25 protein-coding genes and 1 tRNA gene are annotated in these 21,281 nt (G+C 64.7%); 22 read left to right on the top strand and 4 right to left on the bottom strand.

Going from position 1 to position 21,281, the window contains the following annotated elements:
• Positions 1 to 36 precede the first annotated feature (36 nt).
• From KYT87_RS19680 to KYT87_RS19670, 3 genes are read left to right on the top strand one after another with little or no spacing between them, the layout of a single operon-like run.
• Complete coding sequence (locus KYT87_RS19680) at positions 37 to 1,266, top strand: CaiB/BaiF CoA-transferase family protein (protein ID WP_219990642.1); 1,230 nt, start codon at positions 37 to 39, stop codon at positions 1,264 to 1,266.
• Between the two features lie 28 nt (positions 1,267 to 1,294).
• Positions 1,295 to 2,269, top strand: coding sequence for a Bug family tripartite tricarboxylate transporter substrate binding protein (locus KYT87_RS19675; protein WP_370512766.1), 975 nt, complete (start codon positions 1,295 to 1,297; stop codon positions 2,267 to 2,269).
• A gap of 20 nt (positions 2,270 to 2,289) precedes the next feature.
• Positions 2,290 to 3,072, top strand: a complete 783-nt coding sequence (locus tag KYT87_RS19670; RefSeq protein ID WP_104144211.1) for an enoyl-CoA hydratase — start codon at positions 2,290 to 2,292, stop codon at positions 3,070 to 3,072.
• Between the two features lie 63 nt (positions 3,073 to 3,135).
• On the opposite strand, the gene KYT87_RS19665 is transcribed toward KYT87_RS19670, so the two are convergent.
• Positions 3,136 to 4,053 (bottom strand): LysR family transcriptional regulator, encoded by a 918-nt coding sequence (locus KYT87_RS19665; protein WP_120156441.1) that lies wholly within the window; start codon positions 4,051 to 4,053, stop codon positions 3,136 to 3,138.
• Between the two features lie 88 nt (positions 4,054 to 4,141).
• A complete protein-coding gene (locus KYT87_RS19660) occupies positions 4,142 to 5,599 on the bottom strand; it encodes a phospholipase D-like domain-containing protein (RefSeq protein WP_219990641.1) in 1,458 nt (485 codons plus the stop codon).
• A 173-nt stretch (positions 5,600 to 5,772) separates the two neighbouring features.
• Here KYT87_RS19660 and KYT87_RS19655 point away from each other — a divergent pair.
• The 3 genes from KYT87_RS19655 to KYT87_RS19645 all read left to right on the top strand — a co-directional run bounded on the left by KYT87_RS19655 (position 5,773) and on the right by KYT87_RS19645 (position 7,358).
• A tRNA-His gene (locus KYT87_RS19655) sits at positions 5,773 to 5,848 on the top strand.
• A 158-nt stretch (positions 5,849 to 6,006) separates the two neighbouring features.
• Complete coding sequence (locus KYT87_RS19650) at positions 6,007 to 6,198, top strand: hypothetical protein (RefSeq protein WP_219990640.1); 192 nt, start codon at positions 6,007 to 6,009, stop codon at positions 6,196 to 6,198.
• 161 nt (positions 6,199 to 6,359) lie between these two features.
• Entirely contained in the window at positions 6,360 to 7,358 is a 999-nt protein-coding gene (locus KYT87_RS19645) for an SDR family oxidoreductase (RefSeq protein ID WP_219990639.1), read from the top strand.
• A 177-nt stretch (positions 7,359 to 7,535) separates the two neighbouring features.
• Here KYT87_RS19645 and KYT87_RS19640 read toward each other — a convergent pair whose 3' ends face one another.
• Positions 7,536 to 8,378, bottom strand: coding sequence for an MBL fold metallo-hydrolase (locus KYT87_RS19640; protein ID WP_219990638.1), 843 nt, complete (start codon positions 8,376 to 8,378; stop codon positions 7,536 to 7,538).
• Between the two features lie 795 nt (positions 8,379 to 9,173).
• Entirely contained in the window at positions 9,174 to 10,247 is a 1,074-nt protein-coding gene (locus KYT87_RS19635) for a S24 family peptidase (RefSeq protein ID WP_219990637.1), read from the bottom strand.
• A 71-nt stretch (positions 10,248 to 10,318) separates the two neighbouring features.
• On the opposite strand from KYT87_RS19635, the gene KYT87_RS19630 reads away from it, so the two are divergent.
• The 16 genes from KYT87_RS19630 (at position 10,319) to KYT87_RS19555 (ending at position 21,281) form a co-directional block, all read left to right on the top strand.
• Complete coding sequence (locus tag KYT87_RS19630) at positions 10,319 to 10,558, top strand: YdaS family helix-turn-helix protein (RefSeq protein WP_104144033.1); 240 nt, start codon at positions 10,319 to 10,321, stop codon at positions 10,556 to 10,558.
• Positions 10,555 to 11,406 (top strand): YdaU family protein, encoded by an 852-nt coding sequence (locus tag KYT87_RS19625; protein ID WP_219990636.1) that lies wholly within the window; start codon positions 10,555 to 10,557, stop codon positions 11,404 to 11,406. Before KYT87_RS19630 ends, KYT87_RS19625 begins: the two co-directional genes overlap by 4 nt.
• Positions 11,393 to 12,076 (top strand): hypothetical protein, encoded by a 684-nt coding sequence (locus tag KYT87_RS19620; protein WP_219990635.1) that lies wholly within the window; start codon positions 11,393 to 11,395, stop codon positions 12,074 to 12,076. Before KYT87_RS19625 ends, KYT87_RS19620 begins: the two co-directional genes overlap by 14 nt.
• Positions 12,077 to 12,183: 107 nt before the next feature.
• Positions 12,184 to 12,600 carry a hypothetical protein gene (locus KYT87_RS19615; protein ID WP_255593319.1) on the top strand — a complete coding sequence of 139 codons (417 nt, stop codon included), beginning with the start codon at positions 12,184 to 12,186 and terminating at the stop codon, positions 12,598 to 12,600.
• Positions 12,597 to 12,878: a hypothetical protein gene (locus KYT87_RS19610; protein ID WP_046805986.1), complete on the top strand. Its 282-nt coding sequence runs from the start codon at positions 12,597 to 12,599 to the stop codon at positions 12,876 to 12,878. Before KYT87_RS19615 ends, KYT87_RS19610 begins: the two co-directional genes overlap by 4 nt.
• An 89-nt stretch (positions 12,879 to 12,967) precedes the next feature.
• Positions 12,968 to 13,504, top strand: coding sequence for a hypothetical protein (locus tag KYT87_RS19605; protein WP_219992732.1), 537 nt, complete (start codon positions 12,968 to 12,970; stop codon positions 13,502 to 13,504).
• Between the two features lie 63 nt (positions 13,505 to 13,567).
• Complete coding sequence (locus KYT87_RS19600) at positions 13,568 to 14,926, top strand: DUF3383 family protein (RefSeq protein WP_219990634.1); 1,359 nt, start codon at positions 13,568 to 13,570, stop codon at positions 14,924 to 14,926.
• Between the two features lie 13 nt (positions 14,927 to 14,939).
• Complete coding sequence (locus KYT87_RS19595; protein WP_046805984.1) at positions 14,940 to 15,368, top strand: phage protein; 429 nt, start codon at positions 14,940 to 14,942, stop codon at positions 15,366 to 15,368.
• On the top strand, positions 15,368 to 15,853 hold the full coding sequence (locus tag KYT87_RS19590; protein WP_219990633.1) for a phage tail assembly chaperone: 486 nt from the start codon (positions 15,368 to 15,370) through the stop codon (positions 15,851 to 15,853). Before KYT87_RS19595 ends, KYT87_RS19590 begins: the two co-directional genes overlap by 1 nt.
• Positions 15,805 to 15,999, top strand: coding sequence for a hypothetical protein (locus KYT87_RS19585; protein ID WP_219992803.1), 195 nt, complete (start codon positions 15,805 to 15,807; stop codon positions 15,997 to 15,999). Before KYT87_RS19590 ends, KYT87_RS19585 begins: the two co-directional genes overlap by 49 nt.
• A gap of 2 nt (positions 16,000 to 16,001) precedes the next feature.
• A complete protein-coding gene (locus tag KYT87_RS19580) occupies positions 16,002 to 18,359 on the top strand; it encodes a tape measure protein (protein ID WP_219990632.1) in 2,358 nt (785 codons plus the stop codon).
• 8 nt (positions 18,360 to 18,367) lie between these two features.
• On the top strand, positions 18,368 to 18,955 hold the full coding sequence (locus KYT87_RS19575) for a phage baseplate protein (protein WP_219990631.1): 588 nt from the start codon (positions 18,368 to 18,370) through the stop codon (positions 18,953 to 18,955).
• A complete protein-coding gene (locus KYT87_RS19570; RefSeq protein WP_219990630.1) occupies positions 18,952 to 19,284 on the top strand; it encodes a hypothetical protein in 333 nt (110 codons plus the stop codon). Before KYT87_RS19575 ends, KYT87_RS19570 begins: the two co-directional genes overlap by 4 nt.
• Complete coding sequence (locus KYT87_RS19565; protein WP_219990629.1) at positions 19,271 to 20,221, top strand: hypothetical protein; 951 nt, start codon at positions 19,271 to 19,273, stop codon at positions 20,219 to 20,221. The genes KYT87_RS19570 and KYT87_RS19565 overlap by 14 nt, the downstream gene beginning before the upstream one ends.
• Positions 20,218 to 20,913 (top strand): Gp138 family membrane-puncturing spike protein, encoded by a 696-nt coding sequence (locus tag KYT87_RS19560; RefSeq protein ID WP_219990628.1) that lies wholly within the window; start codon positions 20,218 to 20,220, stop codon positions 20,911 to 20,913. The genes KYT87_RS19565 and KYT87_RS19560 overlap by 4 nt, the downstream gene beginning before the upstream one ends.
• Positions 20,913 to 21,281: a hypothetical protein gene (locus KYT87_RS19555; RefSeq protein ID WP_219990627.1), complete on the top strand. Its 369-nt coding sequence runs from the start codon at positions 20,913 to 20,915 to the stop codon at positions 21,279 to 21,281. The genes KYT87_RS19560 and KYT87_RS19555 overlap by 1 nt, the downstream gene beginning before the upstream one ends.

Genomic DNA, 21,281 nt, shown 5'->3' with positions numbered 1-21,281 from the left:
ATAATTCTCCGAAAGCAGTTGAATCACGGAGACACTATGCTTCACAACGCCCTCTGCGGCATCAAGGTCGTGGACCTGTCGCGCATTCTTGCCGGCCCCTGGTGCACGCAGAACCTGGCCGACTTGGGCGCCCAGGTCATCAAGATCGAACACCCGACGCGCGGCGATGACACGCGCGGCTGGGGGCCGCCCGACTTGCGCGCCGACGACGGCAAGGCGGCCATGTCGGCCTATTTCATGGCGTGCAACCGTGGCAAGCAGTCGGTCGCCATCGACTTTGCCTCGGAGGCGGGCGCGGCCGGCGTGCGCGAACTTGTCGCCGACGCCGACATCCTGGTCGAGAACTACAAGTCCGGCGGCCTGCGCAAATACGGCTTGGACTACGCGTCGCTGGCGCGCATCAACCCGCGCCTGATCTACCTGTCCATTACCGGCTACGGCCAGTCCGGCCCCATGGCGGACAAGCCCGGCTATGACTACGTGTTCCAGGGCATGGGCGGCTTGATGAGCTACACCGGTCAGCCTGACGGTACGCCCGGCGCCGGCCCCTTGCGCACCGGCGTCGCCGTGGTGGACCTGATGACGGGCATGTATGCCACGACCGCCGTGTTGGCCGCCTTGCGCCAGCGCGACCTTACGGGGCAGGGCATGCCGCTGGACATCTGCTTGCTGGATGTGGCCGTGGCCATGAACGCCAACCAGGGCGCCAACTACCTGGTGTCCGGCGTGGCGCCCCAGCGCAGTGGCAACGCGCATCCCAATTGCGCGCCCTACGAAGTGTTCGCCTGCGCCGATGGCCATTTGATTCTGGCGATTGGCAACGACGCCCAATTTACGCGTTTCTGCGGTGTGGTCGGTCATCCCGACTGGGCACTGGATACGCGCTACGCCACCAACAGGGCGCGCCTCTTGCACCTGGACAGCTTGCGCGCGCAAGTGGCGCAAGTGCTGGCCGGCGCGCCGCGCAAGCATTGGACCGACGCGTTCGACGCCGCGGGCGTGCCATGGGGGCCGATCCACACGCTGGACGAGGTCTTTGTGCATCCGCAGGTGCGCCACCGCCAACTGGTCCAGGCCACCGTGCATCCGGTGCTGGGCGACATGCGGCTGGTGCGCAACCCCTTGCTGGCCGGCTCACCGGCCAACGCGTTGGGCGCCGCGCCGCCTTTGCTGGGCGAACACACCGACGCGGTGCTGGGCGCGCGGCCCCACGCCATGCCGGTCGGCCACATCGACGCCGCGCCAGGCCGTCCGCCCACGCTTTGAAGACCTGATTCATCCCGAGGAGACAACAATGACAATCATCAAAAAAATACCGCTTGCCATGTTTTTTGCGGGCCTTGCCGTACCCGGCCTGGCCGCCGCCGAGTATCCCGACAAGCCCATCCGCCTGGTGGTGCCGTATGCCGTGGGCGGCACCACCGACATCATCGCGCGCGTCGTGGGCAACAAGCTGGGCGCGCAGCTGGGCCAGTCCGTCATCATCGAAAACAAACCGGGCGCCGGGGGCAGCATCGGGTCCGCCTACGCCGCCAAGCAGCCGGCCGACGGCTACACGCTGGTGATGGCCGTGGAAAGCTCGCATGCCGTCAACCCGAACGTCTACGCCAAGAGCCTCTACGACCCGGTCCAGGACTTTGCGCCCATCAGCAACCTGGCGGACGTACCCAACGTGCTGGTCGTGAACCCGGCGTTGCCGGCGCAAAATCTGACGGCGTTCCTGGCCTTGCTCAAGGCCGATCCCAACAAGTACGCGTTCGGCTCATCCGGCAATGGCGGCTTAAGCCACATGAATGGCGAACTGTTCATGAAGACGACGGGCACGCGCATGCTGCATGTGCCGTACAAGGGTCTGGGGCCCGCGTTGAACGATCTGGTGGCCGGGCAGGTGCAGGTCGTGTTCGACAATATTCCGTCGTCGTATCCGCTGATCCAGGCGCAGCGCATCCGCCCCTTGGCCGTGGCGGCCCGCGAACGGCTGAAGGTGTTGCCCGACGTGCCGACCTATGCCGAAGCGGGGTTGCCCGCCATGAACAACCCGTCATGGTTCGGCCTGGCCGCACCCGCCGGCACGCCCGCGCCGGTGCTGGATAAATTGAATGCGGCCGTACGCCAGGCCCTGGCGGACCCGGCAACGGTAGACGCCATCGAAAGACAGGGCGCCGTGCCCAGCCCGATGTCGCGCGACGCATTCGGCGCGCTGATCGCGCAGTCGTACGGGCATTGGAAAACGGTGGTCGAAGACATCAAATTTCAGAAAATGCAGTGACCGGAGCGCTTGTGAACACCATGAATCTGTCTCTTCCCCACGCCGACGTCCGCATTGACGCGGCCGGCATCGCCACGCTGACCATGCAGGACGCCGGCGTGCTGAACATCTTGAGTACGCCCGTCATCAATGGCCTGCGGCACGCATTGTCCCAGTTGAGCCACAACAAGGCGGTGCGCGTGCTGGTGCTGCGCGGCGCGGGCGACCGCGCCTTCGTGGCGGGCGCCGATATCGCGGAAATGGCCGCGCTGGATGCGTCCAGCGCCCAGCGCTTCATCGCTAATCTGCGCGACCTGTGCAACGCCGTCCGCCACTTTCCCGTGCCCGTCATCGCGCGCATACCCGGCTGGTGCCTGGGCGGCGGGTTGGAGTTCGCGCTGGCTTGCGACTTGCGCATCTGCGCCGACGAAGCGCAGTTCGGCATGCCCGAGGTCAAGGTCGGCATCCCCTCGGTGATCCACGCGGCGCTGATGCCGCGCTTGATCGGGGCGGCCCACAGCGCGTGGATGCTGTTGACGGGTGAACTGATCGACGCGCGTCGCGCACAGGACTGGGGGCTGGTCAATGCCGCCGTGCCGCAGGCGCAACTGGACGAAACCGTCTACAAGCTGGCGCAGAGCTTTGCCGCGCTGGGGCCGGAGGCTCTGCGTCAGCAGAAGAAGCTGTTGCGCCGCTGGGAAACGATGTCGGTTGACGACGCCATCGAGGACAGCGTGGCGGAATTCGGCGCCGCGTTCAATACCGGCGAACCGCAGAAGTTCATGAACGAGTTTCTGGCCAGCAAGCGGCGCGGCAAGGGTTGATCAGGGGTGAACTGCGCTGGGCCGGCCTGAGCTGGGTTGAGGTGGGTTGAGCAGGGGGGGGGATCAGTCCAACCCGCCGCGCGTCGCTGCAACGATCGGATCGTCCAGCAGATATTCGGCAACCTGCTCCACGAAGGGTGACAGCGGCACGTTGGCTTGCGTCACCAGCGTCAATTCACGGCGCGCCCAGGGTTCGCTGATGGCCACTGCCGCAATGCGCTGTTCACGCAGCGCGGTGGCCGCAACGCTGCGCGGCACCAGCGATACGCCCACGCCGGCCTGCACCATGGACAGCACGGCGTCGAAGGTGTGCACGTGGATGCGCACCTTGGGCGTCTTGCCCGCCAGCTTGGCCATGTCGCGCAGGAAGATGTAGTTGCTGCTGGCACGGCTCATGCAGACAAAATCCAGGTCCAGCACCGCCGGAAAGCGTACCGGCGAATGCTGCGCCACCGGGTGGTTCGGCGGCGCCGCGATGATCAGTTCGTCGATGGCATAGCGCACCGCCTGCACGCCGGCCGATTCGGCATGACCGGCAAAGATGCCGATATCCGCTTCCTGTCCCGCGATAGCGGCCTCGATCGTGGTGCTGGACCGCTCTTCCAGCAGGATGTTCACGTTTGGATTGGCCGACAGAAACCGGCTAAGGCTGGGCACGATGAAGCCGTTCAGCGAACTGCTGTTGGCAAACAGCTTGACGCTGCCTTTCAGGCCACTGGCAAAGCCGCTGACTTCGCCATGCATGCGTTCTACGCCGGCCAGCAGCGACCGCACGTGCTTGAGCACAAACGCGCCTTCCGTCGTCAACTCCATCCCGCGTGCTTCGCGCTTGAACAGCGGCACGCCCATCGCCGCTTCCAGATTCTTCAGGCGGTAGCTGGCGGACGAAGCGGTAAGGTGCACCGTATTGGCGCCGCCGGAAAGGCTTTGCGCCTCGGCGATGGCAAGGAACAGGCGCAGGTCGGTCAGTTCATAACGCATCGTGCAGAAAGGTTCGGCGGTGTTGGGGTTGGCGCGTGTGGTTGGCGCGTGTTGTCTAGGCGTGTTGTCGAAGCGTGTTGTCGACGCGTCACAAATACGGGGTAGCCAGCCAGATGACCTTGTTGCGCAGCCGTTTGGCAAACGGCGCCTGGGCCAGGGTGTCCAGCGTTTCCGGTTTGGCATGATCGATCAGCGCATCGATGCGCTTGCCGATCCAGCGCGCCACGCCGGGGTCATAGATTTCGGTGTCCAGCTCGAAGTTCAAGCGCAGGCTGCGCGGGTCCAGGTTCGACGAACCGACGTAGGCCCAGGCGTCGTCCACCGTCATCAGCTTGGAGTGGTCGAACGTGCCCACCGCCCGCCACACATGGCAGCCCGTGCGCACCACCTGGTCCAACTGCGCCGACATGGCGTAGTCCACCAGCCGCAGGTTGTTCTTGTCGGGGATGACGATGTCTACCCGGATGCCGCGCCGCGCCGCCGTAGCCAGCGCGCCGATCAACGTCTGGTCAGGCAGGAAATAGGGCGACTGGATGCGCACGTGATGCTGCGCCACCGCCAGCGCGCCCAGCAGCATATTGTGTGAGCTGCCCAGCGCACGGTCCGGGCCCGACGGCACGCAGCGCATCGGCACGTTGCCAGTCGGCGGCAACGCGTGCGGGTCGAACCACGGGCGCGCGGGCAGCGATTCGTGCGTGGTGAAATTCCAATCGTGCGCGAACACCGACATCAGCTGCGTCACGATCGGCCCCTCCATGCGGAAATGCGTGTCGTGATTGACGGCCTTGCCCGCCAGCGCCGTCACAAACGCCGCCCGCACGTTCATGCCGCCCGAAAAGCCCACGCGTCCATCGATGACCAACACCTTGCGGTGGCTGCGCAGATTGGCGTAAGGCATGCGCAGCACGCCCAGCGGATTCGTCATGAAGCGCGCCACGGGCACGCCGCCGCGCGCCAACATGCGCACGATGGGCGGACGCGAATACTTGGAGCCGATGGCGTCGATCAACACACGCACCTGCACGCCGCGCCCTTGCGCTTCTATCAGCGCCTCGGCCATCTCGCGGCCGATCTCGTCGTTATCGAAGATATAGCTTTGCATCGCGATGGCGCTACGCGCTTCGCGTATGGCCTGCATCATGGCCGGATAGGCTTCGTCCCCGCCGTCCAGCGGCTGCACCGCATTGCCACCCAACAGCCGAAACCGGCTGACGCGATCCCCCAGTATTTTCAGCGACGCAAACTGCGGACCGGATACCGCCGCCACATCCACCGGCAGGGTATCCACCTGCTCGGCATCCACCACCATGGTCTCGTCGCGCAACTGCGACACCCGCGTCTTGCGGATGCGATTAATGCCGGCCACAAAATAGAAGAGGGCGCCAAACAAGGGGGAAAACAGCGCCACCCCCACCCACCCAATCGCCGCCCGCACATCCTGCTTAGTCATCGCGGCATGCACCGCCGCGCCCGTCCCCGCCACGATGCTGATGGCAAAGACCAGATGAGGCCAGTAATCGATCAAAATTGCGTGTATGCGATCCATAGCAATGACGTGAAAACCAGCCTTGGGAAGTGAGCCATGCGGAAGAATAGCAAGGTGCGTGGTATTGGCAATGGAAAGGCAAAAGGGGGCTTTTGACACGCAGAAAAAATATGCTATAGTTCGGCCTCTTCGTTGTTGAGCTTCTTTTGAAGCACGGCAAAGAAGCACCAGAGGTGGCTGTAGCTCAGTTGGTAGAGTCCCGGATTGTGATTCCGGTTGTCGTGGGTTCGAGCCCCATCAGCCACCCCAAAGAATTTGTCAAGAAAGGCGCTTAGGTCATCCTAAGCGCCTTTTTTGTTTTTGATTTTCCCGGAGTCTTGCCGGACGGCTTAGTCCAACAGCGTCTTTAAAAAATCCCGCGCTTGTGGAAAGATTCCATCGATTGTGTCGTTGCATGTGAGGAGCCGATGAGCGATATCCAGCAGCCCGACAAGGGAAAACAAAAGGAAATGGAGACGGATATTGTCCGTCGCGAAAAGCCGGTGGATCCCACCCAGGATCCCACCCAGGAAACTCCGCAGGAAACCGGCCAGAACAAATCCGCGGAAGACCCGCCCCGCAAGATGCGGTGGCCTGCCGATTTTCCGGGCAAACACTGAACGACCGCGCCGTCTCGGCGGCCCGTCGCGCGCGCGGGCAAGCATGGCCCCGCCCAGCTCCTCCTGAAGCCGCGACCCTTCTGCCATAGCCCCCGTCAGGCATGTCCCTTGCTGCCCTCCCACAGCCGCGCATGTTGCGCGCCGCTGACCGGGAGGCTCACATGTATCAACCCAGATTGAAATTGAAAGCACTGCGTGACCAGGTGATCGTCATCACTGGCGCGGGCAGTGGTATTGGCGCGGCCACGGCCAGGATGGCTGCGAAGCAGGGCGCGAAAGTGGTTTTGGCGGGCAGGCAGGAAGAGGCGTTGACCCGCGTGGCGGACGATATCGTCCAGGCGGGTGGGGCGGCTATTACCGTGGTGGCCGATGTGGGGGTTGCCGAGGATCATGACCGTATCCTGGAACAGGCCGTGCAGCACTACGGGCGGGTGGACACCTGGGTCAACAACGCCGGCGTTTCCATCTTTGGTACGTTGGAACAGGTGCCGGTCGAGGATCAGCGCAAGCTGTTCGATACCGTCTATTGGGGCGTGGTGTATGGCTCGATGGCGGCGGTGCGGCACTTAAAGCAATCGGGCGGGGCCTTGATCAATGTGGGCAGCGAAGTGTCGGATCGCGCGGTGCCGCTGCAAGGCGCCTATTGCGCCGCCAAGCACGCGGTCAAGGGTTTTACCGATGCGCTGCGGATGGAGCTGCGCGAAAGCCAGGCGCCGGTATCTGTCACGTTGATCAAGCCGGCTTCTGTCGCAACCGGGTTTGCCGCGCACGCGCGCAATTACATGGATGTACAGCCTAACCTGCCGCCGCCGGTATATGCGGCCGACACCGTTGCCGAAGCGATTTTGCACGCGGCGCAGTATCCGACCCGGGATCTTCACGTGGGCAGCGCGTCGCGCGCGATTTCGGCCTTGGGTCAGAATATGCCGACGCTGGCCGACCGTATGACGAGCTGGCTGTTCCGGCACCAGCGTGGAGACATGCCGGCGGGCGGCGGGTCGGACTCGCTGTACGAAGGGGGCGGCGAGCATCCCTCGACGCCGCTGCATCCGCGTCGGCACAGCGTGTACACGCAACTGGCGATGCACCAACGCACTGTTCTGCTTGCGGCGGTGGTGGCGGCGGGGCTGGCGCTTTGTCTGCCGCGTGGGCGGCGTTGACGCATGGGCTTGGAAGCTGTGCCGCCGTAACCGCGCTGTAGGCCGTGGAGCGTCTCAGGTCGTGGCGCGGGCGAAGGTTTGGGAACTGCGGCCTGAGGCGCGGCCCGAGCGCGCCATACCCAGCAAGCCTTGCACGGCTTTCACCGCATTCCGTTGGACAGTCGAATACATCGCCGGCTACGCGGGCCGTCCGGCCAGACGTTGGAATTCCTCGGTGTCGTGCCCCGAAAACACGTCCACTTCGCCGCCTTTCGTGCGGATCAGTTCGCGCAGCCGATGCTGGTTACCCAGGCGCGCCGCGCGATCGTGGTCCAGCATGTGCTGATACATGCGCAGGCCGATCGGGCAACTCGGCCGGTCCAGCGCCATCTCGTTTGCGTGAAAGTATGCGTCGCCTGCCAGCAGCATCCAGCTGGCGCCTCGGTTGACGGCGATGCCCGCGTGACCCACGGTGTGGCCTCGCAGCGGAATCATTGCAATCTCGGCGGGCAAGCCTGCCAAGGGACGCGCCCGCTTGAAGCCGTACCAGGACTCGCCGGCGGCTTCGTCGTACACCTGCCAACGTTCGCGGGACGACCATTGTTGCGGCCGAAAACGCTGGCGGTCCATCCACGTGCCTTGCCGCTGCGCCACGTCGGCTTCGGCTCTCATCATGTGCACGGTCGCCTGCGGGAAATCGTCGAGTCCGCCTGCGTGATCGAAGTCCAGATGCGTCAGAATGATGTGACGCACGTCCGCTGCGGAAAATCCCAGCGCCTCGATCTGCCGTCGGGCCGTCATGGCGGCTTTCCATTCGGGCTTCACCAGGGCCAGAAAGAACGCGCTTAACCGGGGGCGCGGATGCGCCACGTCCTGCAAGCCCGGGCCAGTGTCCAGGAGCGCCAACCCGCCCGAATCCAGTTCCAGCAAGACGCAGTGGCAGCACAGCCGGCCGCGCGTGGCCAGCCACGATGACCGGCCGTCCATCAGCCGGCCCCCAGCGGGGCAAGTTGAAATGCAGTTCAGGTGATGCACTTTCATGGAGGGGCCTCCTGATCTCAAACCGTCTCGGCGCGCGGCGGACGGACGGTGCCGCTGCGCGGGTCGGACCGCAAACCGCGTGCCGTGCAGGCGAGAGGGAAAGGCGGTGTCGGGCGACGCCTACAAGCAGCCCTCAGAAGCGGGCCTGCGGAGCGGGCCTGCGGAGCGGCGCCGTCGGTCAATATTGCAAGCGACGTGTAGGGATCGCACCCGCGCGGGGATCGCACCCGCGCGCGCACGTCGCGACTGTTAAGCGGATAGGCACATGGCCGACTATTCAATGGCGCACCTTCGCGCCCGATGCGCGCATCCGTGATGTGCGCCGTGCGGCATGGCGATTGCTGCGTGCCGTTCGTTTATCCCGCGCGCAAGACGTCAGCGTGCGGGCAACCGAAACGGGGGAACATGATGGACGAGCCGACACTTCAGAAGCATCAGCCACAGCGGGCGAACCCCGCGCCACAGCCACAACGGTCAGCGCCACCGCAGCAGGCGTCAGGACGACAGCAACAGGTGGCAAGCCAGCATCAAGCACAGCAACAGCGACCGCCCCTACAGCGGCAACAGCAGCAACAGCAGCAACAACCGCCGCAAACCACCCCATCCGCGCAACAAGATATCAACCCCGGCGATGACGCCGCGCCGGGCACGCCTGGGACTGGAGAAGTGGATTGCCCTGATTGCTCGGGCAGTGGTCAACTGAACGACCGACCGTGCCAGACATGCGGCGGCACGGGCAAGGTCGTGAAGGCGGTGGGTGGTGCGTAAAACGGGTGGCTAACTCGCGGACCAGCCTTACAGCAAGCGCTCGTCCACCCCATTTCGCAGGTCGTACGGCGACCACAGGATGCGTCCGACGATGCGGACTTCGCAGCCGTCTTCTTTCTCAAGCGCAAAGGGCGCGTAGGCAGGGTTCAGCGATTTTGCCAGCCAGCCACCCTCGCGTCCGCGCGCGATGCATTTGACGATCATCTTGCCGCCGTGGTTGATCGCGTAGACGGTGCGCGGGTCGATTTCGCGGGGGTCGATGACGGGGTCTTCGTAGAACAGCATTGGCCCGCCGTTTCGGATGGCGGGTTCCATGCTGTCGCCTTGCGCATACACGATCTTCATGCGGCTGATGGGCAGCTTGAACGACTCCAGGAATGACCGGCGCAACAGGATCTCGCCGATCTCCGTCTCGTGGTAGTTCTCGATGCCAAGCCGGCCGGCGGCCAGGCGCACGTCCAGTTCGGGGACGGGCATGAATTCCTGATCGTTGGCGGAGTAGCCGGCATTGGCGACGTGGCCGACATTGGCCGCCGTGCTGATGCGCAGCGCCTGCATGCGTTCGGCCTGATGCGTGGTGACGCCTTCTGGGTCCCAGGGGGCCGCCGAGATCGGCGCCATGGGAAACTCGTCCGCCACGCTGTCGATGCTGACGAGCGCACCGCGTTTAGGGCTTGTGTTCTTGCCCAGGCCCGCAGAACCCTTGGTCTTGACGCCCATCTGGCCCAACGCCAATAGCAGCGCGCCTTCCAGCCGTTTGACCTGGTCATCCGCCAGCCCATGGATCAGCGATGCCGGCACGGATGGAAACGGCCATTGGGCGTCGGCCGTGGGGGCGGCAAGCGGGACGGCGGTCGACAGCGACGCGGCCTTTTTAGCTTCAGCTGCCAGACGAGGGCTGATTGCCGCCAGAGTGCAGCCAAACCCTTCGGCGTAGGCCATTGCCGCTTCGATCCCAATAGGACGGCGGCCGGTGATGTGTTGATAAATCATCGCCTGGCCGCCCTTCACGTGGTGGTCGCGAGCAAATGCCGCGCGGTTCACGCCTTCAAAGCGTGCGCGCAGGGCGGCGGCTTCCTCTTCGATAGTCCACATTTTCATATAGCAATGCTATGCAAATAAAACTATAGCATGGCTTGCTAATAAGCTGTAGCGTCGCTATAGTTTTGGTGATGAATCTACCTGATTATTTCAAGCAGGAAGGGGCGCTGACCGCTGCCATGTTCGCCCGGCTCGTGGGCGTGTCGCCCGCGCTGGTCTATCAGTGGCGCACCGGCCGCAGGCCCGTGCCGGTCAAGCACTGCGCCTTGATCGAACTCGCCACCGACGGCGCCGTCACCCGGCGCGACTTGCGCCCTTCCGATTGCACTCAAATCTGGCCGGAGCTGGCCGAAAGGATCACGGCGCAATGAACTATTACCCCCACCACATCGGCGACTTCAATAGCGCAACGCGGCATCTGACGCGCATCGAGCGCAGCGTCTACCGGGACTTGATCGAGCTCTACTACGACACCGAAGCGCCGCTATCGCAAGACATCGACAAGCTTTGCCGCTTGTTGATCGCGCGGTCCGACGACGAGCAGAACGCCGTGGTCCAGGTGCTGCACGAGTTCTTCGTGGAATCCGAGCAGGGCTGGCGACATGCTCGCTGTGACGCGGAGATCGCGCGTTATCACGGCAACAAGGAAGCCAAATCGGCAGCCGGTAAAGCCAGCGCGGCCAAACGCGCTCGGCAGGCAGGCATGCCGGCAAGGCAAGCAGCGGATCAACAGCCGTTGAACATCCGTGCAACCAACCAGGAACCACAACCAGAACCACAACCAGAACCACAGCCAAACCCACCTCCAGAACGACCACAACCCGAATCGACAATCCCGAAAGCGGCCCCCGTGCGCTCCGGCAAGCCCGCCTTCGATGCGGCCGAGTGTGCGTTGCCTGATTGGCTGGATCGCGCCGATTGGGCTTGCTGGGTGGCGGACCGCAAAGCGCGCAAGAAGCCGATCACCCAAGAGGCGGCGCGGCGCCAGCTGCAACAGCTTGCCGGCTATCGGGCCGAGGGCGTCGCGGCGCGCGACGTCATTGCCCACAGTATCGCCAGCGGCTACCTGGGCCTGTTTCCACCCCGGGCGGCGGCCCGCGTCACGGCAGCCCACCCATCGCGGCAACGCGCGCAATGGTCGTCGGAATTGCGCAGCGTGCTGGCCGAGGGCCATGTCCGGGGCGAAATCGACATGGGGGTGATCGATGCCAGTCGTTGAATCGACGGTCGGCCTGGGCGCGCTGGTCGTCAACGAAATGCACTTGCTGTATGGCGCCAAGTTCGCGCAGCAATGGGAAGGCCTGACGCCGCGCGAATTGAAAGACTCCTGGAACCAGAAGCTGGCCGGCCTGACCGAAGCGCAAGTGCGGCGCGGGCTTACCGCCTGCCTGACACGGGAATGGCCGCCGACGCTGCCGGAATTCCTGAAGCTTTGCTGCCCGTGGTTGATCCCCGAACTTGCCTATCACGAAGCGGTGCGCGGCGTGTCGGCGCGGCGTCGTGGCGAGGTGGGGGACTGGTCGCATCCGGCGGTGTATTGGGCGGCGGTGGGCGTCAGCACGGTTGACCTGTTGAACAGCAACTTTGGCGCAATCAAAGTCCGTTGGGAAAGAACGCTGTCCGAAGAGTTGGCAAAAGGTGCATGGCCCGACATCCCGGCACCGCGCGCGGCGTTGCCCGCGCCAGGACAGACGCTGGCCACGCGCGCCGAAGCCGAGGCCGCGCTGAGAAAAATGGGTGCGGGAAAAATGCTGGCAGCCCGCAGCCGCTCACATCGCGAATGGATCGAACGCTGGGAGGCGCGCATCGCGTCCGGCGGGCATCCCACCAAAGCCATCGCCGACATGTTGATGCACGCCAGGCACACGGCCCAACCGGAGGGCACATGACGATGCGGCGCATGAATGATGGGCCAACGCGCGCGAACGGCGCGCCAGCTAAGGACCGCAAAGCACGGATCGCAAAGCCAGGATCGCAAAGTAAGGATCGCAAAACAATGAAAATGAAAAATACACCGTCAGTACAAGCCGGCATGCCGCGTTGGGTGGAAGACGAAATTCATAACTGGGCCAGGTCGCAATGGGAAGGCGATTGGCCCGGCCCGCGGCGCATGTTGCACGAGACGCCCGACGTGTGCGAATTTCCGCCGCTGCCCGGTCACGACGATGACGACGAGCCACTGCGCATTCCCGTGAATCATGAACGCGCGCGCCTCGTGCATGCCCTGTATGAAGCGTTGCCGCTTCTGGAGCAGCGCGTGGTCCAGGCGGAATACACGCGCCGCGCCGACTACGGGGACCTGCCCGCGCATGGCCGTCAGGACAAGGCGTGTCGCGTCATCGGCGTCACGTTGCCGTACTACAAAGTGGCGCTGGGCAGCTTCAAGCAAGAAGTCTGGAGGGCGTTCCGATGAAATACGCACACGAAGTCATCGACCTGCTGGCCGCGTATCCCGGCCGCGAATTCAGAATGGCCGAGATCTTGCGGCACGTCAGCCGAGGCATGCCGTTGACGCCCGCCTCGCAAGAGGCAATGCGTCGCGGCGCGCGTCGTGTGTTGGACCATCTGTTAGACGCGGGGCATGTGCAGCGCTGCGGCGGCAACACCAAATCCGCCACGTATTCCTGGCAGCAATTGGGACATGCACTTCATAAAAACCATGCCCATTTGGGACCGGATTTGAGACAATAGCCGCGGGGCATTGCGCCCACACGAAATGCAGCCCGCCAACCGCTCCGGTTCGCGGGCTTTGTTTTTTTCCGGAGCCAACAGTGACCGACATGACGCCTGAAGACGCAATCCTTACGCTGGTGACGGCCGCCGCGGGCGGCGTGCCGGTGTTTCTTTCCGACGATGCAACGTCTGTTCCGCCGCCGCCCTGTATCGCGCTGGCCGTACGCTGGGTGCAGGCCGGCCCCGCTGAAACCGGTCCGGTCGACGCCGACGGCAATCAGCTGGTGCGTGACCATCGCGATGCCACCGTCGAGCTGCGCAGCGTGGGCGCTGCCGCCTATCGCGCCCTGGACAAGTTGGGGCTGGCACTGCGCCATCCCCTTCACGAGGATCGCGCGGAAGCGCTGGGCCTGGCGGTGTTTCACGCCGGCCCCGTGCAGCGCGTGCCGCGCGACGGCAACGACGCCACCCCGGGCACGACGAGCGAGCCGCGGGGCGCGCTTGACCTGGGCATTCGCTACGCGCAGACCTATACGGATGTTGTCGGCCTCATCGAAACGGTGACCGGCAACATCACGACCACGGGCGGGCTGCTGCCTTCCTTTACAACCTCATTTTCCGCGAAGACCGAAGCGACGAATTAACGTTCAAGGTCTTCTTAACGCTGTCCCCCGCCGCCCTTGGGCGGTTTTTTTTTGGAGCCGCAAATGGCAAAAATCGACCGGATCGTCAATGTGGCGATCTCGCTGAACACCACGGCGATCAAGGAGCAGAATTTCTCTGACATCCTGATCCTTGGCGCACACGCGCTGGCCGTCAACCGCGTCATGGCGGTGACCGAGGCAGGCGAGCTGCTGGACATGGGCATCGCCCCGAACGACCCGCTGTACATCGCGGTGCGCGACGCCTTCAAACAGATTCCGACGGTGGCTCGCGTCTTTGTCGGCCGCCGCCAGGTGGATGCATCGCGCATTGCCGTGACGCACGCCGCCGCGTCGGACTACGCCGTGTCGCTGTCCTGGCGTGACGCGAATGGCGCCGTGCAAAAGGTGGCTGCCAGCGTGCCGGGCGCCGCTGACAGCACGCCGCAGACGCTCGCGACGGCCCTCGCCGCCGCCATTGCCGAGACCGACGCACCGGTGACGGCCACCGCAACCGGCGCGGACGTTGCGGTGACCGCCGATGTGACCGGCCAGGCCGTCGCCATCGCCGTGACGGGCAACCTGGAATTGGCCGCGCCGGTCAGCACCGAAACGCCGTCGGCCGCACTGAACGCTTGCCTGCGCGAGAACGGCGACTGGTACGGCGTGTCGCTGGCCAGTCGTGTGGAAGCGGATGTGTTGGACGCCGCCGAATGGGTGGAATCGAACGAGCGCCTGTTCGGCGTATCCAGCGCGCAGGCGGGCATCATCGACGCCGCCGTGTCCAACGACATTGCGTCGCGCTGCCAGCAGAAGCAGTACTTCCGCACGCATGTGTGGTACCACGGCCAGGCCGATAGCGAAGCGCTGGACGCCGCCGTCGCCGCCAACCGCTTTACCTTTTATCCGGGGGGTGAAACCTGGGCCAACACGCGGCTTTCAGGCGTGACCTACGACAACCTGACCGAAGGCCAGGCGCTGGCCGCGCATGCGAAAAACGCCAACACGTTCGAGCAGATGCGCAACTTTGCCGTGACGCAAAACGGCAAGGTCGCCGCCGGCGAATGGATCGACGTGATCCGTGGCCGCGACTGGCTGGCCGAGCAGGTCAAGATCAACGTGGCATCGCAGCTGATCAACGCCAACGGCAAGGTGCCCTACACCGACGCCGGCATCCAGGTCCTGGTCAACGGCATCCGCCAGGCGCTGCTGCTGGGGCAGAGCCGTGGCTTGGTCGCGCCCGACGAAATCGATGACGCGGGCCGCAAGATTCCCGGCTTTGTCATCAACGTGCCGCGCGCGGCCAGCGTGTCGACCAACGACAAGGCCAACCGCATTCTGCGCGACCTGAGCTTCAGCGCCCGCCTGGCCGGCGCCATCCATGTTGCCGAGATCAAGGGCAACCTCACCTACCAACAACTGTAATCGGGGCATATCCATGTCAGTCAAAACCTACGCACCCAACCAGGTCAAGATCGTGATGGGCGCGCTGCCCATTTCGGGCCTGGCCGAAGACACCTTTGTCACCGTGACGGAGATCGGCGAAGGCATCGCCTCGGTCGTCGGCGTCGACGGCGAGGTGGCGCGATCGATGTCGCGAGACTCGCGCCTGCGCATCACGTTGACGCTGATGCAGACCAGCGCCAGCAACGCCGCCTTGACCGCGCTGCACCAGGCCGACCGCGCCACCGAGGGCAACGGCGCGGTACCGATTTCCGTGACCGACCTGCGCGGCACGTCGCTGCATGCCTCGGATTCCGCGTGGATCGTCAAGATGCCCGACGCGGGTTACGGCGCCAAGGTGGGCAGCCGTGAATGGACGATCGAGACCGGCCCGGCCATTCACGTGATCGGGGGCAATACCTGATGAGCGCCATCAAGGAAGTGAGCATCGGATCGACCGTCTTTCGTATTTCTCGGTTTGATCCGTTTCGCCAGCTCAAGCTGTTGGGCGACCTGCAAAAAGAAGTGCTGCCGGCCGCCGGCTCGATGCTGACTTCGGTGTTCAGCGCGGACGGCGCCGGCGAAGGCCGCGACGAAAACGCGATGCTCAATGCGTTCCGGGAACTGTCGGCCAAGCTGGGCGGCGATGCGCTGGCCGGCTGGGCCGAGCGCTTGGTCGACCCGGAGCTGGTCAGCTTCGAACTGGCCGGCCGCGAGCCGCAGAAGCTGACGTCGGCGCACCGGGGGCTGGCGTTTGCGGACTATGCCGAGATCCTGGAGTTGCTGTTCCACATCCTTGAGCACAACTTCGCCGGCCCTTTGGCGCGTTGGGCCGGCCGCTTTGGTCCGGCCCGCGCGACGTGGGCGAGCCTGTCGGGCGGTTCGACGCAGGCTTCGAACGAGAGCTGATCATCTGGCGGCCCATCCTGGCCCGCCATGTCAGCCTGGACGCCGTCAAGCGCGGCGACGTCGATCTGCTGGACATCCTGAAGCTCAACGCGCTGATGGATGCCCAGCAGGCTGCGCAGGGCGCGGCAGATAACAAGGCGAGGTAACGATGATCGTTGTACGAGAGGTGGTGACGCTGCTGCGCTACCAGGTGGATCAATCCGGGTTGCTGGCCTATCGGCAGGCGTTCGAGTCGACGTTGCAGGCCATGGCGGGCGCCAGCGTCAGGGCGGGCGCCGCGATGCGCCAGGCGCTGGCGGATGTGCTGCCCGGCGTGGCGAACACGCCGCAAGCGAAGGCAGGGCCATCGGCAAGCGCGCGGATGCCCGGCGCGTTAATGACGATTGCGCAGATGGCCGTTGCGCAGATGACGGTTGGGCGGATGACGGTTGGCCAGATGGCAAGCCAGCGGACCGCAAATGGTCAAACCGCAAATGGTCAAACTGCTAATGGCCAAACCGCAAGCGCCTCGGTCGGCCCCCGGCCTCAAAGCACTCCGGCAGCCCGCCAGCACGCGGGGGCGTTGGGCGGCCTGCGCGGTGTCATCCAGCTGACGCTGGGCGCGTCGCCGTTCAAGCGCGTCCTTGGCGACATCGACGCGTGGGTGCAGATCCAGGCGCGTTTGCTACAGGCAGCGGGGTCTGAGGGGAATGCAGGGCAAGCCGACCGTGACCTTGCCCGCGTGTCACGCACCAGTGGCACGCCGTATGCCGACAACGTCGACACGTACGCACGCTCGGCGCAGACCTTGCAAGACCATGGACGCACGCGGCAGGAAGCCACCGGCATCACGGAAGCCGTGGCCTTGAGCATGCGCCTGTCGCAAACGCCGGCCCAGAACCGCGACGGCATCGTCACGGCACTGACGAATATGGTCGAGCAAGGCCGGTTGGACCTGGGGCAATTCAACACCTTGCCCCAGCGCATGCAGGACGCGTTGGCCACGGGGCTGAATCTAAGCCGTGGCCAATTGCGTGATCAAGTGCAGGGCGGCCAGGTCACGACGGACCGAGCGTTGCCGGCATTGCAATCGCAATTGCCGGCCATGCGCACCGAAGCCGAGGCTGCGCCCGCGTCCATCACGGCAGCAATGACGGTGTTTAACGACGCCATGCAGCGCTACCTGGGCCAGGCGCTGCCGGCGGGCCACGGCGTGTTGAACGGCGTAGCCACGTCGATCCTGTTTCTGGCCGACCACATCGACGCGGTCGTCAAGCTGCTTGCCTTGACCGGGGCCAGCATCGGGCTGGTCTCGTTGGGCAACGGGCTGCGGCGGGCCAGGGCGGTGGCGGGCGGCCTGTTTCAATCGCTGACCGCTGCCACGCGCGCCGCCCTGGGGTTGGATGCCGCGATGGCGATGCGCAGTGGCCCGGCGGGCGCCATGCAGATGCTTTCTGTGTGGACCCGGTCGATAGCGCCCATGCTGCGCATGGCGGCGGTGTTGACCACGATCTATCTGATCGGCGAAGACATCGCCAACTGGATGGCCGGGGGCGAGTCCGTCTTGGGCGGCTGGATCGGCGGCGTGGAGGAATGGCAGGACGAGCTTGATGCCGTGTCGTCCGTGCTGACGTTTGTGAAGGACCTGCTGGGCGGTGCGGGCGAGGCGCTGGGGCCGTGGATCCAGCGCTTCGGATCGATTGCCGTGATGGTCTACGGCCTGTGGCAGATCCTGTCGCCCGTCGGCGGATTCCTGCTGAACCTGGCAAGGGTCGTGGTCCCCATGTTGTGGAACGCGTTTGCCATGACACCGATCGGCCGGATCATTTCGCTGATCGGCATGCTGGCCGTCGCGCTGTGGCAAATCTGGGAAAACTGGGACGCCATCAAGGCGTACATCTCGGCATCCTGGGATGCGCTGATGGCGATGGCCATGGACTCGTTTCTGGGACCGGTCATCGAGTACATCGGCGCCATCTGGAAATTCTGGAGCGGTCTGGTCAGTGGCGTGATCGCGGCGTTTACCGGTGACTGGGACGGGGCTATCGCGCATTGGGCGGGCGCCTTCAACGGCTTGTGGACGTTTTTCTCGGACATGGGCGGCCGCATGGTCGCCACCGTCAAGGAGATCGGCCGCGCCATCCAGACCTGGGTGATCGACAAGGCGCGCGCGGCAAAGGACTGGCTCAAGAGCTTGCTGCCTGGCCAGTCAGGCCCCGACGCCGGCGACCAGGCGTCGGTGATGGACGGCTGGTCGCCGGACGCGGCGCCGAATTGGTTGACGACGGCAAGCAGCGCAGCGGGGCTGGTCGTGCCGCCTGCGTCCGTGATCGGTCCTGTGCCGATGCGCGTCGGCGCCCCATTCAGCTTCCAAAGCAGCAACAACTTCGTCGTCAACGTGGCGTCCGGCGATCCTCTAGTGGTGAAAAAAGCGGTTGCCGATGCCGTGAGCCAGGGGCAGCAACGCGGTCTTCAAAGCCTGCCGCACTGGTACGACCTGACGCCTGGCGTCGAAAGCCCCGGATAGGAGCCCTAATGAACTTTGTTTCCATGATCTTTGGATGGAATGGCGGCAGCAGCATCGGCACCTTGCCCCTGGATGCGCTGGTCAACGAAACCACCCAGCTCAACAGCCGAACAACGTCATTCGCCGTGGAAGACGGCCCGCCGGTCACCGACCACGTGGGCCAGGATCCCGAGCAACTGACGCTGACAGGGTGGGTGACTGCCGCCGACATCAGCTTGCTGGGCGGCTTTCGCAGCGCGGCCTTGGGCACCGGCCGGTCAAAGCTGATCGGCGCCAAGGACGCGCTGCGCAAGATCCATGCGGATCGTCTGCCCATCACCATCACGACGGGGATGGACGTCTACGTGGACTTCGTGATGGAAAGCTGCTCCATCGGCCGCACCAACACCGCGGGCGACCGTTACGAACTGTCCGCCACGTTCAAGCGCATCCGCAAGGTGACGTTGCGGCAGGCTGACATTCCTCCGGAAAAAACCTCGGGCAGCGCGACGGGCAAGGCCGGGTCGACCAAGGCCAACGCGGGCAAGCAAAGCGGCGTGCCCGCCAGCCCGAAGCAACGCGACACTTACAACTCGGCAAAGGGTTTGAACCCATGATCCAGATACTCGTACCGGACGCCAACGACAGCCTTATCGAATTGGAGCTGGACGGCATGACGGTGTTCTTGCGGCTGTCCTGGAACAGCGAGGCCCAGCAATGGGTGCTGTCCATCGAGAACGCCTACAACGAGCTGGTCGTTGCCGGCATCGCCGTGGTGCCGGACACGCGCTTGCTGGCGGACTACCGCCATCTGCCCGTGCCCCCGGGCGAGCTGGTGGCCTTGGCGCCGGACCGTCGCGACACCATCAGCCGGTCGGCGCTGCCGTCGGGCGAAGTGGCGTTGCTGTACGTCAACGCGGCGGAGGTGGTTGATGGCAAGGTTTGATCGCGTCTACCGTCTGCTGGTTGGCAAAAGTGGCGCGCGAGGCCTGGAAATCATGCCCCCGTTGCGCATCACGTTCGATATCGCCAAGACGGCGGCCGAAGAGCCCAACGACGCCAAGATCAGCGTGTACAACCTGGCCGAGCAAACCCGGCGTTCATTGGAAGAGCCCGGCTTGCAATGCGTGCTGTACGCGGGCTATGCCGAAGAGGGCGGCCCCCTGTTGATGGCATCGGGCAGCATCGTCTTTGCCTATACGCGCTATGGGCCGCCGGATGTCGTGACCGAACTGACGGTCAAGGACGGCTATATCGAAGTGCGTGATACGGCGGTGTCGATCGGCCTGGGCCCGGGGGCGCGCGCTCGCGACATCATCCGCGACATTGCGCGGCAGATGGGCTTGCCGCTGGTCATGGCCGACGATGTGCCCGACCGTCGTTGGGAGCACGGGTTTTCTTTCTACGGCGCGGCGCGCACCGCGCTGCACAAGGTGACGCAAGGGACCGGCCTGGAATGGTCGGTTCAGAACCAGCAATTGCAGGTGGTGCAGCGGCTGGGCACCACGCGGCGCCAAGCCGTTGTGCTGGCCGTGGACAGAGGCCTGTTGGGCCAACCCGAACGCACGCGTGAAGCGGCCACTGAAAAGGCGAAGTCGAAAGGAAAGGCGTCGGCACAGGCGGGGGCACGCGCGCCTGCGGCCGGCGCCGTGGCGGCCAAGCCCGCCAGCGCCCAGCAACAGCGCGACGGCTGGAAGGTCAAGTCGCTGTTGCTGCCCACCATCAGCCCCGGCGACCTGGTCAAGCTGGAAAGCCGGTCCGTCCAGGCGTTTCAACGCGTTGAAACCGTGCGTCATACCGGCGATAGCGAAGCCGGTGACTGGCAAACGGAGTTGACCCTGGTGGACACCCAGGCCGCGCCATCCAAAAAGGAACAGACATGAGCAATGCGGTAACCCTTATCCGCCGTCTTATCGCCACGGAATTGGCGGATATCTATACGACGCTGCCCGGCGAAGTGGTCGCGTATGACGGCACGTTCGTCACGGCGCGCCCCACGCTGGCCAAGCGGCTGGCCAATGGCGACGTGCTGTTGCCGCCCCAGGTGGTGCGCGTGCCGGTGTGTTGGCCGGTGGGCGATGTGCACGGCGCGCAGGCGTTGATCTCGGTGCCGCTTGCGCCGGGCGATGCGATCAAGCTGTCTTTTTCCGCCCGTGCATTGGAAAACTGGCTGGGGGGTGATAACGGTCCGCCGGACGATCCGCGCCAGTTCGATTTGTCTGACGCCTTCGCCTCGCCGCTGCTGCGGCCGGGCACGATGGCGGCGGACACACAGAACGTCAGCATCCAGTACGGGCCGGGCACGTTGAAGCTGTCGCCGGCCGGCGACCTGACGTTTCATGTCAAGACCTGGACGGTGCAGGCGGAACAGGCCACCTTCAACACGCCGGTCACGATCAACGGGCCGCTGACCTATACCCAGGGCATGGCGGGCGAGGGCGGCCAGGGCGGCGCGTCGATGCGCATTCGGGGCGGCGTGGCCTATGAAGGCGGCGCGATCACCCATAACGGCACGAACATCGGCGACGCGCACCGTCACGCCTACGCGGGTGGCACGACCCAGGGGCCGCTCTGATGGCACTGGACCTTGCTTTATCCCCCGACCGCGATCTGGACCTGGACCTGCTAGGCCGCGCGTCTTTCGTGGATGGCGCCGACCGTATCGCGCAGCAGATCAACACCACCTTGCTCGCCTTCATGGGCGAGTGGTTTCTGGACACGACCTTTGGCGTTCCGTACTTCGAAGACGTCCTGGTGAAGTCGCCCGATCGGTCCGGCATTGAAGCCATCTTCCGTGCGCGCATCCGCGAGGTGCCGGGCGTGACGCAGGTCAGCGCGATGCAGCTGCAACTGGAACGCCAATTGCGCGTGCTACGCGTGACCTACCAGGCCGACACCACCTTCGGACGACTGGAACGCGTGGTCTTGCTGCAAGCGTCTTAA

This window comes from Achromobacter sp. ES-001 (assembly GCF_019448355.1).
Lineage (GTDB): Bacteria > Pseudomonadota > Gammaproteobacteria > Burkholderiales > Burkholderiaceae_B > Achromobacter > Achromobacter spanius_B.
Note: the sequence above shows the minus strand (reverse complement) of the source record. Positions and strands in the feature narration are given on the sequence as shown.